This window comes from Mogibacterium diversum (assembly GCF_002998925.1).
Lineage (GTDB): Bacteria > Bacillota > Clostridia > Peptostreptococcales > Anaerovoracaceae > Mogibacterium > Mogibacterium diversum.
In genome coordinates, this window is sequence record NZ_CP027228.1 from 273,153 (window position 1) to 291,288 (window position 18,136).

15 protein-coding genes are annotated in these 18,136 nt (G+C 40.5%); 13 read left to right on the plus strand and 2 right to left on the minus strand.

Translation table 11 applies throughout. The features are described 5' to 3' along the window. Positions 1-34: 34 nt before the first annotated feature. Entirely contained in the window at positions 35-319 is a 285-nt protein-coding gene (locus tag C5Q96_RS08880; RefSeq protein ID WP_273280059.1) for a DUF2752 domain-containing protein, read from the plus strand. 124 nt (positions 320-443) lie between these two features. Here C5Q96_RS08880 and C5Q96_RS01280 read toward each other — a convergent pair whose 3' ends face one another. Beyond that, the gene (locus C5Q96_RS01280; RefSeq protein WP_106056479.1) at positions 444-1,628 is read right to left on the minus strand and encodes an iron-containing alcohol dehydrogenase; all 1,185 of its coding nucleotides are present in this window, start codon (positions 1,626-1,628) and stop codon (positions 444-446) included. A 312-nt stretch (positions 1,629-1,940) separates the two neighbouring features. Between C5Q96_RS01280 and nrdD the strand changes: the two genes are divergently transcribed. From nrdD to cls, 4 genes are all read left to right on the plus strand, one after another. Then, a complete protein-coding gene (nrdD, locus tag C5Q96_RS01285; protein WP_106056481.1) occupies positions 1,941-4,112 on the plus strand; it encodes an anaerobic ribonucleoside-triphosphate reductase in 2,172 nt (723 codons plus the stop codon). A 27-nt stretch (positions 4,113-4,139) separates the two neighbouring features. Then, complete coding sequence (locus C5Q96_RS01290) at positions 4,140-4,871, plus strand: M48 family metallopeptidase (protein ID WP_158696648.1); 732 nt, start codon at positions 4,140-4,142, stop codon at positions 4,869-4,871. 88 nt (positions 4,872-4,959) lie between these two features. Continuing rightward, entirely contained in the window at positions 4,960-5,481 is a 522-nt protein-coding gene (gene nrdG / locus C5Q96_RS01295) for an anaerobic ribonucleoside-triphosphate reductase activating protein (protein WP_106056485.1), read from the plus strand. A gap of 20 nt (positions 5,482-5,501) precedes the next feature. Next, on the plus strand, positions 5,502-7,073 hold the full coding sequence (gene cls, locus C5Q96_RS01300; protein WP_106056487.1) for a cardiolipin synthase: 1,572 nt from the start codon (positions 5,502-5,504) through the stop codon (positions 7,071-7,073). Positions 7,074-7,189: 116 nt separating this feature from the next. Here cls and pepT read toward each other — a convergent pair whose 3' ends face one another. Then, positions 7,190-8,407, minus strand: a complete 1,218-nt coding sequence (gene pepT / locus C5Q96_RS01305; RefSeq protein WP_106056489.1) for a peptidase T — start codon at positions 8,405-8,407, stop codon at positions 7,190-7,192. Between the two features lie 321 nt (positions 8,408-8,728). Between pepT and C5Q96_RS01310 the strand changes: the two genes are divergently transcribed. The 8 genes from C5Q96_RS01310 (at position 8,729) to C5Q96_RS01345 (ending at position 18,056) form a co-directional block, all read left to right on the plus strand. Then, positions 8,729-9,646, plus strand: coding sequence for a YitT family protein (locus tag C5Q96_RS01310; protein ID WP_106056491.1), 918 nt, complete (start codon positions 8,729-8,731; stop codon positions 9,644-9,646). Positions 9,647-9,654: 8 nt separating this feature from the next. Next, positions 9,655-10,338: a helix-turn-helix transcriptional regulator gene (locus tag C5Q96_RS01315; RefSeq protein ID WP_106056493.1), complete on the plus strand. Its 684-nt coding sequence runs from the start codon at positions 9,655-9,657 to the stop codon at positions 10,336-10,338. A 304-nt stretch (positions 10,339-10,642) separates the two neighbouring features. Further along, entirely contained in the window at positions 10,643-12,313 is a 1,671-nt protein-coding gene (locus C5Q96_RS01320) for a formate--tetrahydrofolate ligase (protein ID WP_106056495.1), read from the plus strand. Positions 12,314-12,441: 128 nt separating this feature from the next. Next, positions 12,442-14,232 carry an aminopeptidase P family N-terminal domain-containing protein gene (locus C5Q96_RS01325; RefSeq protein WP_106056497.1) on the plus strand — a complete coding sequence of 597 codons (1,791 nt, stop codon included), beginning with the start codon at positions 12,442-12,444 and terminating at the stop codon, positions 14,230-14,232. Between the two features lie 159 nt (positions 14,233-14,391). Then, positions 14,392-15,126 (plus strand): response regulator transcription factor, encoded by a 735-nt coding sequence (locus C5Q96_RS01330; protein WP_106056499.1) that lies wholly within the window; start codon positions 14,392-14,394, stop codon positions 15,124-15,126. Between the two features lie 22 nt (positions 15,127-15,148). After that, positions 15,149-16,450: a sensor histidine kinase gene (locus C5Q96_RS01335; protein ID WP_158696649.1), complete on the plus strand. Its 1,302-nt coding sequence runs from the start codon at positions 15,149-15,151 to the stop codon at positions 16,448-16,450. 216 nt (positions 16,451-16,666) lie between these two features. Next, a complete protein-coding gene (locus C5Q96_RS01340) occupies positions 16,667-17,338 on the plus strand; it encodes an ABC transporter ATP-binding protein (RefSeq protein ID WP_106056501.1) in 672 nt (223 codons plus the stop codon). Between the two features lie 4 nt (positions 17,339-17,342). Further along, complete coding sequence (locus C5Q96_RS01345; RefSeq protein ID WP_106056503.1) at positions 17,343-18,056, plus strand: ABC transporter; 714 nt, start codon at positions 17,343-17,345, stop codon at positions 18,054-18,056. Positions 18,057-18,136 lie beyond the last annotated feature (80 nt).

Sequence of the window (18,136 nt, forward strand, 5' to 3'; positions counted from 1 at the left end):
AATATTGGGAGTCGTTTACTATATTTGGCTGAGGATGACTCATTTGTACATTCCTTGCATCTTTAGATCAATAACCGGTTATAGGTGTCCGTGCTGTGGTACGACAACCATGTGTGTAAGCATACTGAGATTTAGGTTTGGCGATGCTTTCTATGCCAACCCGTTCATCTTCACAACTATCCCATTTATACTGTTTGAGATAGTGTATAACGTATATCTGAGCTATACCGAAAAGCGCATGCCGCTGTGGAATAAGGCTCTGCTCGGGGTTTACTGCTCTGCGCTACTAATCTTTGCGATTATAAGAGATTTCATGTGAAAGGCTCTGCATACAAACGTGAGTATGACGATTTAGCGAGAGATGGTAGACGATAGAGACCTTCTGGTTACAAAACAATAAAAATGCGCTCCTTTTGGGGCGCATTTTGTGTTTATATATCCTCTTATTTGTTGTAAGCCATTCTGTATATCTTCTTAAAATCATCCCGATACAGAACCTTTGCAGCACCGACTTTTCCGCCGACAGCTTTCTCGCATTTCTCAGCAAGTTCCTCTATAACTTCATCTGTTAGCTCAAATCCAAAATCCTTTAGAGATACAGGCATTCCTATACTTTTAAAGAAGTCCTCGGTTCTCGCTATGCCTTCGAGTGCGACTTCACGGCAATCACCAGAATCCTCGACATTCCATACATTTGTCGCAAACTGCTTAAATCTAGGGAGACAGTCGTCTAAAACGTATCTAGCCCAGCTTCCCCAAATTGCGGCAAGTCCTGCGCCATGTGCTACGTCGAACATGCCACTAATCTCATGTTCAATTCGGTGGGTAGCAAAATCGTCACCACCATTACCGCATCCTGTAAGACCATTATGAGACAAACTACCAGCCCACATTACCTCGGCGCGTGCTTCGTAGTTCTTCGGATCTTCTACTAGTATCAATGCATTTTTTATTACTGTACGGAGCAGTGCTTCGGCAATCCCGTCAGTTAGTTCCATATTTCCTGCTGACGTAAAATACCTTTCCATCGTATGCATCATGATATCTGTGAAGCCGCATGCTGTCTGGAAGTCTGGAAGAGTCATCGTTAGCTCTGGGTTTAGTATAGCGAATTTAGGTCTAACCATGTTATTGCTATAGCCGCGCTTGATGCCTCCGTCTTCGTTAGTGATTACAGAAGAATTGCTCATCTCACTACCTGCAGCTGCGATTGTAAGTACAACCCCTACTGGGAGTGCGGACTCTGGAGTTCTCTTTCTATCATATAAATCCCATACATCGAAATCAGCTGCTGCGCCATATGCTATTGCCTTCGCAGAGTCTATTACGCTACCACCACCAACAGCGAGTATGAAATCTACACCTTTAGATTTCGCAAGTTCGATGCCTTCATAAACGAGAGACAGCCTTGGATTAGCGACCACGCCTCCAAGTTCTATGTAATCTATACATGCGTTCTCTAGCGAAGATTTGATTTTGCCAAGCAGGCCAGTGCGAATCACGCTACCACTTCCGTAGTGAAGGAGAACACGGTTACATTTTGATGATTTGAGTAGAGAGCTCACCTCTGATTCAGTTCCCCTGCCAAATACAATGTGCGTAGGTGCATACCAATCGAAGTTATTCATAATATGTATTTCCTCCATATATGGCACAATATCTTGTGCTCGTATGTGCAAATGAAGTACAAAAAATATGCATAAATTATTTTTCGTATTTTAGTAAATACTAGCACAGAAGGCTTGAAACTTCTACCTCGCAGGCTTAAAATTGTATAAAATAATATAGTATAAAACTGATTGACTAACCCCACTATATGGGATATAATGACAGGGCGTCAAACAAGATATAGTGTTTGGCGTTAAAAAGTGTATTAATTAATTTTAAGAGAATTAACTCACATAAATCAATATGTTCGGGTATTCGGTTAAGGAGAGACAATGAATGTTATCAAGAGAAATGGCTCAGAAGTAACTTTTGACAAAGCCAAGATTGAAAATGCAATTATCAAAGCAAATAATTCCGTTGAAGAAGCCGTTAGACTTACACCTATTCAGATTAAGAGAATCACTGACAGCGTAATTCTATCCTGTGAAGACCTTGGTCGTTCACCTGCAGTAGAAGAAATTCAGGATATGGTGGAAGAGCATATCATGCAGCACGGAGCGTATGAGGTTGCAAAGGCATATATCACATACAGATATACAAGATCCCTCGTTCGTCAGTCCAACACAACAGATGACAAGATTCTTTCGCTTATCGAGCTTAACAACGAGGAAGCTAAGCAGGAGAACTCCAATAAGAATCCTATTATCAATTCAACTCAGAGAGACTATATGGCTGGGGAGGTAAGCAAGGATCTCACTAGAAGAATCCTTCTTCCAGAGGAAATCTCTGCTGCACACGATGCTGGAATCATCCATTTCCACGATTCCGACTACTTTGCACAGAAGGAGCATAACTGTGACCTTATCGACCTAGAGGATATGCTGCAGAACGGAACTGTAATCAGCGAGACTCTTATCGAGAAGCCACATAGCTTCTACACAGCATGTAACATAACAACTCAGATTATCGCTCAGGTTGCTTCTAATCAGTACGGTGGACAGTCCTTTTCACTAGCTCATCTAGCTCCGTTTGTTGATGTAAGCAGACAGAAAATCAGAACTAAGGTTGAGAAGGAATTCAAGGATGCAGGTATCGAGACAACGCAGGAAGCCCTTAATAAGGTTGTTGAGGATAGACTAAGAGACGAGATTAAGAGTGGTATCCAGACTATCCAGTACCAGCTCATCACACTGATGACTTGTAACGGACAGGCTCCATTCGTAACTATGTTCATGCACCTTGAGGAGGCTCCAGAGGGAAGAACTAGAGATGACCTAGCTCTCTGCATCGAAGAGGTTCTTAAGCAGAGAATGCAGGGCGTTAAGAACGAGAAGGGTGTATGGATTACACCAGCATTCCCTAAGCTAATCTACGTGCTTGATGATTGCAACATCAGAGAGGATGCCCCTTATTGGCACCTGACAGAGATCGCTGCAGAGTGCACATCTAAGAGACTCGTTCCTGACTACATCTCGGCTAAGGTTATGAGAGAGCTCAAGAAGGGTAACGTGTATACTTGTATGGGATGCAGATCATTCCTAACAGTTGAAGAGTCACAGAAGAACGCTGATGGAAGCTACAAGTTCTACGGAAGGTTCAACCAGGGTGTTGTAACAATCAATCTAGTTGACGTAGCTTGCTCATCGTATGGAAATATGGACAAGTTCTGGGAAATTCTCGATGAGAGACTTGAGCTTTGCCACCGCGCGCTAAGACTTCGTCACGAGAGACTACTCGGAACACCTTCAGACGTTGCACCTATCCTTTGGCAGTACGGAGCGATTGCTAGACTCAAGAAAGGTGAGACTATCGACAAACTGCTTTATAACGGATATTCGACTATCTCCCTAGGATACGCTGGACTTTGCGAGATGTGTTACCGCATGGTAGGCAAGAGCCATACAACTGATGAGGGTAGAGAATTTGCACTAAAGGTTATGCAGAGACTCAACGACAAGTGTGCTGAATGGAAGGCTGCTGAGAATATCAGCTACTCCGTATATGGCACACCGATGGAATCAACAACTTATAAGTTCGCTAAGGCGCTACAGAGAAGATTTGGAGTAATCCCTCACGTTACAGATAAGAACTACATAACTAACAGCTATCATGTTCATGTTGAAGAGGAAATCGATGCATTCCAGAAGTTGAAGTTTGAATCAGATTTCCAGAAGCTATCTCCAGGTGGAGCTATCAGCTACGTTGAAGTTCCTAACATGCAGGATAATATCCCGGCTATACTTGAGGTTATGAAGTATATCCATGAGAATATCATGTATGCTGAACTCAATACGAAGAGCGACTTCTGCGAAGAGTGCGGATACAGTGGTGAGATTAAAATCGTTGAAGATGCTGAAGGCAAGCTTGTATGGGAGTGCCCTAACTGCGGAAATCGCAATCAGGACAAGATGTCTGTAGCGAGAAGGACTTGCGGATACATCGGAACACAGTTCTGGAATCAGGGAAGAACTCAGGAAATCAAGGATAGAGTTCTACACCTATAAGAGAAAATTAATATGAGGAGACGACATTTGAGAAGCAAGAAGTGTAGTGAGGTTCACGCTATAAATGTAGATGGAGAAACTCTAATCTACACCTTAGAGCGCAAGAATGTGAGAAATATCAACTTGCGAATCAGACCTGATGCTTCGATATACGTCTCAGCACCTCATAGAGTGCCCTTAGCTGAGATTGAAAAATTCATGATCAGCAAGGGCTCTTTTATTGTCGATACACTTGAACGAATCATGGCGGCCAAGGCCGACAGATCGAGGTATGATGACGGGGATAAAGCTTATTTCTTAGGCAGACCACTCGAGGTGAAGTTATCGCAAGGGCCGAGAGTTAATGTATGTATAGATGGTGATTTCCTTCTCATACAGATGCCAGAACCAAATAATGTTTCTGCTCGCATAGAGTTAGTGAAACGGTGGTATAGAAGGCAGGCAATCGATGTATTTATGAGTGTTTTGCATGATGTATATGATGAATTTAGATTTGTTTATCAGGTCCCTTTCCCGCATGTAACTATTAGACAGATGAAATCACGATGGGGGTCTTGCCGCCCTGATTTAGGCAAGATAACCCTAAATCTTCTGCTTGTGACTGCATCATATGAGGATCTGAGATATGTAGTGGTGCACGAGCTAGCCCATTTTATTGAGGCGAATCATTCGAAAGCATTTTGGGACGTTGTAAGACGATTTGAACCGAATTACAAGGACAGAAGACGAAGTCTTTGTAAGCTTCCGACTAAATGGTAGATTCCTCACAAAGTATGATTTTTAAAGCTTATAATAGTACTAGTTATACGATATAATTGTATTAACAAAATGAAGAGAGAGTAAGAAAGTGTATTACGGAGAGATTAAAGATTGTGATATAGCCAATGGAATTGGTGTAAGAGTCAGTCTGTTCGTGTCAGGCTGTACAAATAGATGTCCTGGCTGTTTTCAGCCACAGACATGGGACTTTAATTACGGACAAGAATTCACCAAGGAGACTGAAGACAGGATTATTGAGATGCTTAAGCCTGACTATATAACAGGTCTCACAGTTCTTGGGGGAGAGCCGTTCGAGCCAGAAAATCAGGTTGCACTTGTGCCGTTCCTTAAACGTGTGAAAGAGAGTTATCCTGATAAAACGATTTGGTCATTTTCAGGATTTGTGCTCGAAGATCTCATGAGAGAAGGGACGCATTGTCACACAGAAGTGACTATGGATATGCTTAATATGATTGATGTACTAATCGACGGGAGATTCGAACAAGAACTTAAGAACATTCAGCTGAGATTTAGAGGATCAGAAAATCAAAGGCTGATAGATATGAATAAGACTAGAAAAGAAGGAAAGGTTGTGCTCTGGGACGAATAAACGCATAGGGGGCTAGCCGCATGAGTGTTTCAAAGACATTTGCAACATATGAGAAAAAGGAGCAGGTCAAAAATAGCATTGGGCGTTTGATGATAGCTGTCATAGCTATCGCAGCTGAAGTGCTGTTTATTGCTATGCTCATAAGTAGCTTAAATGAAAAATACACCATACTAGCAACAATTTTCCGAATCATCGCTCTAGCTATCGTCATAGCCATCTCGACAAAATCTGCGAGTGCATCTGTTAAGCTACCGTGGGTGGTTCTCATTATGCTTAATCCAATCATAGGAGTTACAATATATTTTATGGTTGGATTTTCTGGATCGACTCGAAAGATGAGGATGAGGTTTCTAAATGTTGATAATGAGTTGTTCCCGCTCCTTAATGGTGACAAAGAGGTTCTAGAGGAGATAGGAGATAGGGATCTAGGCGTTGCTAATGTTTTTAGATATATCTCTCATAAAGCCTTATTCCCCGCTTACAGCGATTCAAACATAGAGTTCTACGGAGAGGCTAGAGCAGCACTTACAGCACAGAAAGAAGCCATGAGGAAGGCGGAACATTTCATATTCATGGAATATCACGCTATCGAAGATTCCGCGGCATTTGCTGGAATAAAGGAAATTCTAGCAGAAAAGGCAGCAGAAGGTGTTGAGGTTAGAATCATTTACGACGATGTCGGGAGTGTTGGGTTTATCGATAGTAGCTTTATAAAACGTCTTAATGATTTAGGTATTAAATGCAGGGTATTCAACCCGGTTGTACCGATTGCCAATGTTTTTCTGAACAACCGTGATCACCGCAAGATTACAGTTGTAGATGGGAAGATTGGGTTTACAGGTGGATACAATCTTGCAAACGAGTATTTTAAGCTAACCAGACCATATGGGGATTGGAAAGATTCTGGTGTGCGAATTGAAGGAAATGCTGTGCATAATCTAACTGTGATGTTTCTGGAAATTTGGAATGCAACTAAGACTCACGATACAAAAGACGTGAGCTACTTAAAATACATTCCGGATGTTAAACTGGAGAGCCAGGAGAAAGGCAGCTTTATTCAGCCTTATGGGGATACCCCGCTTGATCATGAGCATGTTGGGGAAAACGTCTATCTCAATATTATAAACAACGCCGATGAGTATGTGTGGTTTATGACTCCTTATCTCATTATCACAGATGAGATGAATAAGGCGTTGACACTTGCTGCGTCGAGAGGGGTTGATGTAAGAATAATTACTCCAGGAATCCCAGATAAACGCGCTACATATGCTGTGACAAGGTCGTATTATTCGAGGCTTGTAAGAGACGGGGTTAGGATTTATGAGTACACTCCAGGTTTCTGCCATGCAAAACAATGCGTCGCTGATGATGAGATAGCTACTTGCGGAACAATTAATCTTGATTACAGAAGTTTCTTTCACCACTTTGAAAATGGTGTATTGATGTATAACTGCAGAGCTGTCTATGATATAAAGGCAGATTTTGATGAAACTCTTACAAAATGTGTAGAAGTGACAGATAGATATGTAGATGGAAAGAAATCTTTAAATATATTTAGACAAACTCTGAGGCTCTTCGCGGTACTGATGTAGAATGTCTAGATGCAATTAAAAGCGGTTAGGTAAACTCGATATGCGCTCTTAAACTAGTGTCATATCAATCCTAACCGCTTTTTTTAATACAAGCACAGTGTCTGAATCATTCAGATCTATGATTCCTTTACAAATTCATTTATCAGAGCCTTTATAACCTCTACACCGGTCTCCATGCCCTCTACAGTTATATGCTCATAAGGACCGTGGAATGCGTGTCCACCAGTACCGAGGTTTGGACAAGGTAGACCCATGAAGCTGAGGTTAGCACCATCTGTGCCGCCTCTTACTGGAATAACTAGCGGATCAACACCCGCTACTTTACAAGCGTTCTTGGCGTTTTCAATAGCATCTGGGCACTTTTCAAGAACTTCAGCCATATTTCTATACTGTTCTTTAATCTCGAGTCTTACGGTTCCTTCTCCGTATTTCTCGTTAAGAAACTTTTCGGCCATTTTCATTGTATCCTGTCTGTTTGCGAACTTAGATGCATCATGATCTCTGATGATATATGTCATATTCGCATCGCTTACAGTTCCGTTTACCGATATTAGGTGATAGAAGCCTTCGTGGTCTTCGGTTCGCTCAGGGCGTTCAGCAGCAGGAAGCAGGGAATCAAATTCCATTGCAACGAGTGAAGCGTTAATCATAACATCCTTCGCTGAACCAGGATGAACATTTTCACCCTTGAAATAAACCTTTGCTGTAGCAGCATTGAAGGTCTCATATTGAACTTCACCCTCGGTTGAACCGTCTAGCGTATATCCGTATTTTGCATCAAATCTTGCAACATCGAAGTGCGCGGTACCTCTGCCAATTTCCTCATCAGGCGTAAATGCTATTGAAATAGGACCATGTTCGAATTCATTTATGTGTTCAACTACGGTCATAATCTCGGCAATTCCAGCTTTGTCATCAGCACCGAGCACTGTTGTTCCGTCTGTAGTTATCAAGGTACGTCCTTTGAGGTCATTGAGATGAGGGAAAACCTCCGGGTCAAGGACAAGTCCGCTGTCGCCGAGTTTAACCACTCCTCCATCGTAATTCTCTATAATCTGTGGATTTGCATCGTGATCGCAATAGTCGCTCACTGTATCCATATGTGAGCAAAAACCAATCGCTGTTACATGTTCTTTTCCTGGGGTAGCTGGTATGTGCCCGTACACGTAACAATATTCATCACATGCCGCATCTTCGACACCTAGTTCTTTGAGCTCGTCAACTAATGCGTGTGCCAATGAAAATTGGCACTGGCTTGAAGGGGATGTTTCGCTATTTTCGTCACTTGGGGTGCGATACGAAACGTATTTTAATAATCTTTCATGTGCTTTCATCGAAGGCCTCCTTATGAAACCAAATCAAAACGTAAATAATATAATCTATATTATCACAGACGCGATATTGTTCCAAATATTTAGATACCTAGGAGGTTGACAAAAGGGTAACAAGTTGACAATAAGAATACAAATATAATAAAAATTTCACCTAGAATATTCCCTGAAATCTTGACAATTTCCGCTATCTGATGATATATTACTTTATTGTACATAGTTATTTTTTTAGACTATTTACTATGGTTATGCTTTAAGTTTTTGGCGAGTTTTAGACTAAAGAAAGGGTTGCGAGTGACCTATAGGTGCTCGACAAGGTGGATTATGAGAAATGCTTCCAAGGTGGGACTAGAAGTACTTCAAATGGTTGTCGGAAATGCATTAAGTGCTTTTGCTATTGCCTGTTTTGCTTTGCCATATGGGATGGTGGTTTCAGGTTTAGCAGGTGTTGGCCGCATGACCAATTATTACTTTGGCCTAAGCGTGTCAGGAACGGTTCTTGTGATTAACGTCATACTTTTTGTAATTGGAACATGGGCTCTTGGCAAAAAGTTTGCAGCGTCTATCGTACTAGGAACAGTATTATTTCCAGTATTTTTGGGAATATTTCAGAAGGCGACGGTGCTTCATCATCTTGTAGATGATCCGCTTCTAGCAGCTATCTGTGCTGGTGTTATCGATGGAATAGGGCTGGGGTTAATCCTAAGGGTTGGTGGATCAACAGGTGGAATAGACGTGCCACCGCTGATTCTAAATAGAAAATTTGGTGTTAAAATTGCACCGATTATGTATGCCATTGACTTTGCAATCTTCATGATGCAGATTCCGGTAACGAAGACAAACGGAGTAATCCTAGGAATTCTGTACGCGCTGATTTATAGCGTGTGCATGAACAAGATGATACTGCTCGGTCAAGGTGGTGTACAGCTCATGATTTTCACAAAGAAAATCAAAGAAATCAACGAGAAGATACTACAGCTAGGGTTTGGTACGACAATTATGCATGCAACAGGTGGATATCTACAGTCTGAACAGGACTTGGTGTACTGTGTAGTTGGTAGTAGAAATCTCAATAAAGTAAAACAGGCAGCTCTCGCAATAGACGAAAATGCATTTATCACTATAACCAATGTTAGCGAAGTAAATGGAAATGGATTTACTACATGGTTTAGTGATGAGGATTACGTGCCTAAGGTTGCAGAGCGTCGTCAAGGAATTGATCTTACGCAAAAAGAGGAGTGAAACAAGATATGACTCAGGAAGAACGTTTAGATATATTAGCACAGGTTGCTTCTGGAATCGCTAAGCTTATGGGTAGCGATACAGAAGTTGTACTCCATGATCTTACTAAAAGAGAAATAGTGTTCATGCATAACAACAATATCACCGGTAGAGAGAGAAGCTATAGGATTAACCCCGGTGTGTATGATGTTATCAATAACCTAGCTGATGGCGAGGGACACCTCATCGGTTATGCGAGCAAGTCAGCACATGGCAAGAAGCTTCGCGCATCTCACTTCATGTTTATGGATGAAGAAAACAATCCAGCAGCTATGATTTGTATAAATCAGGATCCATCAAAAGTTCAGGATATTATCAACTACCTTAGCGAATCTATTAAGATTCATGATGTTGAGGAGCCAACTGCGGATGATTCGGTATATTCTATAAATGACGAAGATTATATTCAGAATGTGATGAAGGATACTATAATTAAGTCGATAAAACAGTTTGATCCTAACCAAATTAATACTAAGGAAGGTAAGATTAAGCTATTGACTAAGTTCAAGTTTCAGGGCTTATTCTCTGTAAAGGAAGCTGTTCCGTTTATCTGCGAGACTTTATCTATATCTCAAGCAACTCTTTATAATTACTTGCGTGAGATAAGGGATGAAGAAGGTCGCGAACCATATAACGAACTCAAGTTAAGATAATTTGGTATCATGACTCTGTAATTAAGTGATATATGAACTTTTAATTACGTAGAATTTCATGAATAAGATTTGGGCAATCGGAGACAATCCGGTTGCTTTTTTATATATAGAGAATCTGATTAGTAATAAGTGTTAGCAACAAATTATTTATAAAAAATATGTTTATAAGCGATAAAATCATTAAATAATATAATCGAACCTAATAATGTTGTATGGGAATATGAACATGAAGTATAATGACCATATACCTATTTATTTAGATATTTGCTTTTGACACATATTGTTATATTTGTGGAGGAATGTTATGAAGAAAGATGTTGAAATTGCTCAGGAAGCGAAAATGCTTCCAATCACAGAAGTTGCAAAAGTGCTCGATATCCCGAGCGATGAACTTGAGCAATATGGAAAATACAAAGCTAAGCTTTCATATTCTTATATTAAGGAGAACATGAATAGGGAAGATGGCAAACTGGTGCTAGTTACAGCTATAAATCCTACTCCGGCAGGAGAAGGAAAGACGACCACTAACGTGGGGCTTTCTATGGCACTTAGTAGGCTTGGTAAAAAGACTGTTACAACTCTTCGCGAGCCTTCATTAGGACCTTGCTTCGGAGTTAAGGGAGGCGCAGCAGGAGGCGGTTATTCTCAGGTAGTTCCTATGGATGATATCAATCTGCATTTTACAGGTGACTTCCATGCCATTACATCCGCTCACAGTCTGCTTGCAGCGTTACTTGATAATCATATTCACCAAGGCAATAAGCTCGGAATAGTTACTAAGAGAATTGTATGGAAGCGCGTTGTTGACATGAACGATCGTGCTCTTCGTAATATCGTTATCGGGCTTGGAGGCAAGGGTGATGGCGTAACACGTGAGAACGGATTTGATATTACGGTGGCTTCTGAAATCATGGCCATACTTTGCCTTGCGTCTGATCTTGATGATCTCAAGGAAAGATTGTCAAAAATGGTTGTTGCTTACAACTACGATGGAGAGGCTGTTACGGCTGGCGACTTAGAAGCTACAGGTGCTATGGCACTACTACTCAAGGATGCCATTAAGCCTAACCTGGTTCAGACGCTAGATAACACGCCGGCATTCATTCACGGTGGACCGTTTGCAAATATCGCTCATGGCTGCAACTCCGTAGTAGCAACGAAGACTGCGCTAAAACTCGGTGACTATGTGATCACTGAAGCTGGATTTGGAGCAGATCTAGGTGCAGAAAAGTTCTTTGATATCAAGTGCAGATACGCTGGGTTAAAGCCTGACTGTGTAGTAATAGTGGCTACAGTGCGTGCTCTCAAGATGAACGGTGGCGTGGCTAAGGATAATCTCGCTGAAGAAAATTTAGATGCCCTGAGAGCTGGTTCGTCTAACCTCATAAGACACATAGAGAACGTAGCAAAGTTCGGAGTGCCATCAGTAGTAGCAATCAATAGATTTCCAACTGATACAGATGCTGAACTAGAGCTTCTCGATAAGATCTGTGAGGAGTATGGGGTAAAGGTTGTTCTGTCTGAAGTCTTCGCAAAGGGTGCTGAAGGTGGAATGGATCTCGCTGAAGAAGTAGTTAGAATCTGTGAAGAGGGTAAGGCTGACTTTAAGCCATTATATGATCTCGATTTATCAATTGAGGAGAAGATGGAAAAGATAGCGAAGGAAATTTACCGCGCAGACGGAGTGGATTTCACACCAGCAGCTAAAAAGCAGATTAAGGAGCTCACAAAGCTAGGATATGACAAGCTGCCAATCTGCGTTGCAAAGACCCAGTATTCATTCTCAGACGATGCAACGCTGCTAGGTGCACCAACAGGATTTACCATCACTGTTAGAGAACTAAGAGTATCAGCAGGAGCAGGGTTTATCGTAGCGCTTACCGGCTCAATAATGACAATGCCAGGGCTCCCTAAGGTTCCGGCTGCAAACGGTATGGATATCCTGTCCGACGGAACTATAATTGGCTTATCATAAGAAATAGTATTATTATGCACCAGATTATGGAGTTAGGCTTTTTGCCACACGTGTCTGGTGCTATAATCAATTTAGGATATTATTATTAAATATAATTATTTAATTGTTCATTCGAAAGGAGACTTTAAATGAATGTAATTCAGGAGAGACTCGCTGCACTCCGTTCTAAGATGCAGGAGCACGGTATTAATTATTACGTTGTTCCAACAGCTGATTTTCATCAGTCAGAGTATGTTGGGGAGCACTTCAAGGCAAGAAAGTTCATAACAGGATTCTCTGGTTCTGCAGGCGTTGCAGTAGTAGGGTTAGACGGAGCTTGGCTATGGGTTGATGGAAGATATTTCCTTCAGGCTGGCGAGCAGCTTCAGGGTACAACTGTTGAGCTCATGAAGATGGGTGAGCCTGGAGTTCCAACACTAGATGCATTTATAAATAGCAACCTTAAGAAAGGTGAGAAAATCGGATTTGATGGAAGAGTTGTATCCATGGATGAAGGACAGCTATATGATGAAATTGCTAAGAAGCACGAAGGATGCATCGAGTATAGCGTTGACCTAATCGATGAGATATGGACAGACAGACCACCGCTCTCCGAAAAGCCAGCATTTGAGCTTGAAGTAAAATATACTGGAAAGACCGTTGCTGAAAAGCTTGCTGATATCCGTGAGAAGATGGTAGAGGCTGAGGCAGATATGCACGTTGTTACAACGCTTGACGATATCTGCTGGACTCTGAATATCCGTGGAGATGATATCGACTTTTTCCCACTAGTTCTGTCATATGCTCTGATGGATGCAAATGAATATCACCTGTATATAGATGAGCGTAAACTAAGTGATGAGATTAAAGCTCACTTCGAAAAAGACGGAGTAGTTCTACATCCATACAATGACATTTATGAGGATATTAAGTATATCCCTGAAGATACTAAGTTGATGCTTGATGCTTCTAAGGTTAACTATGCACTATTCTGCAACATCCCTGAGTCAGTTAAGAAGATTGACATGATGAATCCAGAGATGATTTTCAAGAATGTAAAGAACCATGTTGAGCTAGAGAACATAAGAAAGGCTCAGATTAAGGACAGCATTGCCCATCTACGTCTTATGAAGTGGCTCAAGGAAAATGTTGGCAAGATTGAGATGACAGAGCTTAGCGTTGCTAATAAGCTCGACGAGTTCCGTGCTGAGCTAGGAAACTTCATCCGTCCAAGTTTCGAGCCAATTTCATCATATGGAGCTCATGCTGCGATAGTTCACTACGCACCATCTCCTGAGACAGACATTCCAGTGCTACCTAAGGGACTCCACCTAACGGATACAGGAGCAGGATTCTATGAGGGTTCAACTGATATCACTAGAACTTATGTTGTAGGTGAGATTACAGACCAAATGAAGAAGGATTTCACTCTAGTTGCTATCAGTAATCTATCTCTAGCAAATGCTAAGTTCCTATACGGCTGTAATGGTGTAATCCTCGACGCATATGCAAGGAAGCCATACTGGGATCGCCATCTAAACTTCAACCATGGAACCGGTCATGGTGTAGGATACCTTCTAAATATCCACGAGGGACCTGCTAGCTTCCGCTGGGTATACAGAAAGGGCAACCAGTGCGTAATCGATGAGGGTATGGTTATCACCGATGAGCCAGGAATATACATCGAAGGTTCTCACGGAGTTCGTCTAGAGAATGAGCTTCTCTGTGTGCTAGATGAAGTTAATGAATACGGCAAGTTCCTCAAGTTTGAGCCAATAACTCTAGTTCCATTTGACCTAGATGCTATTGATCCAGATTTCATGACACCTGAAGAGCGCAAGCAGCTTAATAACTACCATAAGCATGTATATGAGGTTATCGCTCCATACCTAGAAGAGGATGAGAGAGAGTACCTTGCTAAGTATACAAGAGAGGTTTAAGCACAATTAATATAATATCTTAGTATAGATAAAGTAAAGAGCGACCCATCCAGTTTACTGGATGGGTCTTTTAATGATAAAATATGGGCAGCTATTTTTGACCTGAATATGCATGCAAGTTGGATAGTAAGAGCTGAAGAGGTATTAGGAGTAAATCAAATGATTAATATATTCATTTTAGAAGATGAGATACTGCAGCAATCACGAATCGACAATATAATCAGGGAAGTGATTGACCAGAAAGATTTGAAGTGCAAAACTCCAGAAATTTTTAGCAGTCCGAAGCAGATGCTAGATAATATCTCAGAATTCGGTTCCCATCAACTGTTTTTCCTTGATATCGAGATTAAGGGAGAAGAACAGAAGGGACTGGATATTGCTAAGGAAATTCGTAGCCGAGATCCTAATGCGACAATCGTATTTGTAACAACGCATACAGAGTTTATGCCTGTTACGTTTAAATATAAAGTAGCTGCGCTAGATTTTATCGATAAAGCACTTGATGAAGAGTTATTCAAAGAGCGAGTGTGCTCGGCTATCGAGTACACTATCTGCAAGGTTGGATCAAACATAGCTCAAGATTCGTTCGCTATTGAAACATCCATGGCACGTGTACAGGTACCGTTTAATAATATATTGTATTTCGAGACTTCTCCGATGATCCACAAAGTAATTTTGCATACTAAAGATGAACGTATGGAGTTTTATGGTAGCATCGCTGATGTTGAGAAGGCTGATAGTCGCCTCTACCGCTGTCACCGATCATTTGTAGTTAATCCTGATAATATAATTAAGATAGATAAGGAGAGCAAGATTGCTCTGTTTGAAAATGGAGAGAGCTGTCTGATATCAAGGATGAAGTACAGAGGTCTTCTTGAAAAACTCAATTATTAGATATTAAGGTGTTTATAGAGATATGTTATTAAAAATTTTTAGTATTGCGCTTAAGATACTCTTAACAATGCTTTTATACAGTCAGGTAAGTGAGAAAAAGTTTAAGCCGTATTGGTATATGATTTTTCCGCTGGTTTACGTTGTGATTTTTATGTTATGCCCACCAGCTGGATACTTCGGATACTTTTTTATATTTGTAGCATACAGCTTTTTCGCTAATCCTCATGGCAATAAGCTATTTAACCTATTTATTGGGGTTTATCCTATCGTTATATTAAGCTTGCTCGGAAGACTACTTGCGTATCACATATTCCCTCTAGTGGGAATCGCGGTTTATAACGAGGTAAATATTAGTATTTACGATTTATTGATTGATGCTCTCACATTCCCTTTCTACATTCTTATCATTAAAACTCTGAAATTAGACTTTAACGATTTGAAAAAGGGGTTTGAGCGCAACTTCTTTAACCGTATGCTACTTGTCGTGGATGTATCAATGCTTGTATACATGCTTATTATTTCAGTCCTTATGATCTTTGGTGAGAAAATATCGCATGCTGATTACTTGCGTGGTCATATCAATGATATCTATATTCTGTTATTCTTCGTGATGCTACTTTATCTAAATTCAACCTCAAAGGAAAAGCTTAAGGAGGAGATTCTTAAACAAAAGGATATTCAGCTAAGCGAACTATCGAACTATAGTCATCACATAGAGAATTTATACGGTGAGATTCGCAGCTTTCGCCATGATTACATCAATATCCTTACCAGCATAAAAGTAGGTATTGATAATAAGGATATCGATGCAATCAAGAGCGTCTATGAAGGTGTTCTCGGGGACAGTGGTAAACAACTATATAACAGCAAGTTTGATATAGCAAAACTCTCTAATATAAAAAACGATGCCGTGAAAAGTGTACTTTCTGCAAAGCTTATTGAAGCACATAGTAGAGGTGTGGAAATCGCAATTGAGATAGAAGATGCTGTATATGACTTCAAGATAGATTTGCTAGACTTTATCAAAGTGATGTCAATTCTCTGTGATAATGCAATCGAAGCGAGCTTAGAGTCAGAATTGCCAAAGCTGACAGTTGCACTGATTCTCGATGGTGAAGCGCTGATATTAGTGGTTGAAAATTCGACTGTTGATGAGAGAGTGAATATCAGCAATATATTTGAAGAAGGTTACTCAAGTAAAGGCGAGGGAAGAGGGATTGGACTTCATAATGTCAGAGAAATCCTTGCAAAGTATCCTTTTTCATCCGTATCTACTCGAAGCGCAGATTATCTGTTCTCTCAGACGATTACATTTAGAAAATAACACATAAACAAATATATTTTCATACATGAAGCCTGGATACTAAATATCCAGGCTTTTGTGCGCCTTCGATTAGTCACCTTATTAAAGTACGAATGTAGGAGCGGATGATTAACCGTTAGCGACATTTTAAGTGCCGTTCTTGACAAACATGGTTTTATCAATTGGGTATGACCTATAATGTTGTCACAAAGCAAGAATAGAAGAACGGAGGCTCATATGTTTAAAGTAAAAGAGATAGAGAAATCGTTTAAAAATAAAGAAGTTTTAAAGGGTGTTACATTTGAGATTTCAGAAGGAGATAGAGTCGCGTTGCTCGGAGGTAACGGTGCTGGCAAGAGCACTCTTCTTAAGATAATTGCTGGACAGATAGTGGCTAACTCAGGTGAAGTAGATACTAGCCTTGATTTTCAGACTGAAATAAGCATGATGCCACAAGCAGATATACTTATCGATGATTTGACAGTATTTGAAATCGTTAGTCTAAAGTGCAAAATGAATAAATTAAGCGATGTCTGTATTGAGGAACTACTCATGATGGTTGAACTTCAAGAACATCAGAAGCAGTATGTCGGAAGCTTATCTGGTGGACAGAAAAGACGTTTATCACTTTTACTGACGATACTTAATTCTCCTAAGCTTATTTTTTTAGATGAACCGACTACAGGTATGGACCTTGAATCGGTAGATAATTTTTGGAAGCTACTCGAGAATAAGAATTACACATCGGTAATTGTCACTCATGACTTCAATCAGATAGATCATTTCTTTACGAAGGTGCTCATCTTGAAGGATGGAATAATAACTGCAAATGAATCAGTGGAGTCCATCCATGATTCTGGCAGGACAATAGAACAGTATTACCGTGAGAAAATCGAAATGGAGGGCTAAAGCTATGAAGATGATACAATTAAAACAGGTTTTAAGAAATAAAAGATTCCTGCTTTTTACTATATTCGTTCCTGTTATATGGTATGTGTTTATTTCCAATGTGCAAAAGGGTGTTTTACCGAACATCGTATTCGGTATAGCAGTATTTATCGGAATCATTGGAAACAGCCTAGCAACGTTTAGTAAGCGAATCGCAACAAATATTGAGTTCTACTCATTTGAATCGAGGTTCACAAGATATGCCGTGAAAGACTACCTTCTTGATCAGATGCTCGTTCAACTTGCGTTAAATACGCTAATATTCATGGCTGTACTTGCATTCGCGGTTTCTTTTTTTAACCTCCATGTTACAACCAGTCTGGTAGTTCAGTTTCTACTCCTCACGGTTATGGGAATATATTTTAGCATTATCGGTTTTGTGCTCGGTGTGCGCGTTGATGCAAAGACACTTGATACGATTAGCTTTCCTGCTATCATCTTGGCAGCGATGACAATAATACCATTTGCTTCTCTAGGTGCAGATGGAGGATTCATCGGGGCTGTTAGCAAAATTCAGATGATTTTCCCTGGATACTATTACAGTGATATCGTAACAGCGATTTCGTCAGGGCGTCCAGTTGATTCAAAAGATGTTTTGCTATTTCTAATAGTGTTCATCTTGAACATAATTCCGCTTTACTTAATAGTTCCAAGAGTGAAAGAAATCAAGAGTAGATAGTAATTAAAACATAAAATTAATTAAAGTTATATAATCCAAAGGCTCTGTAATATTAAGAGCTTTTGGATATTTTTAATATC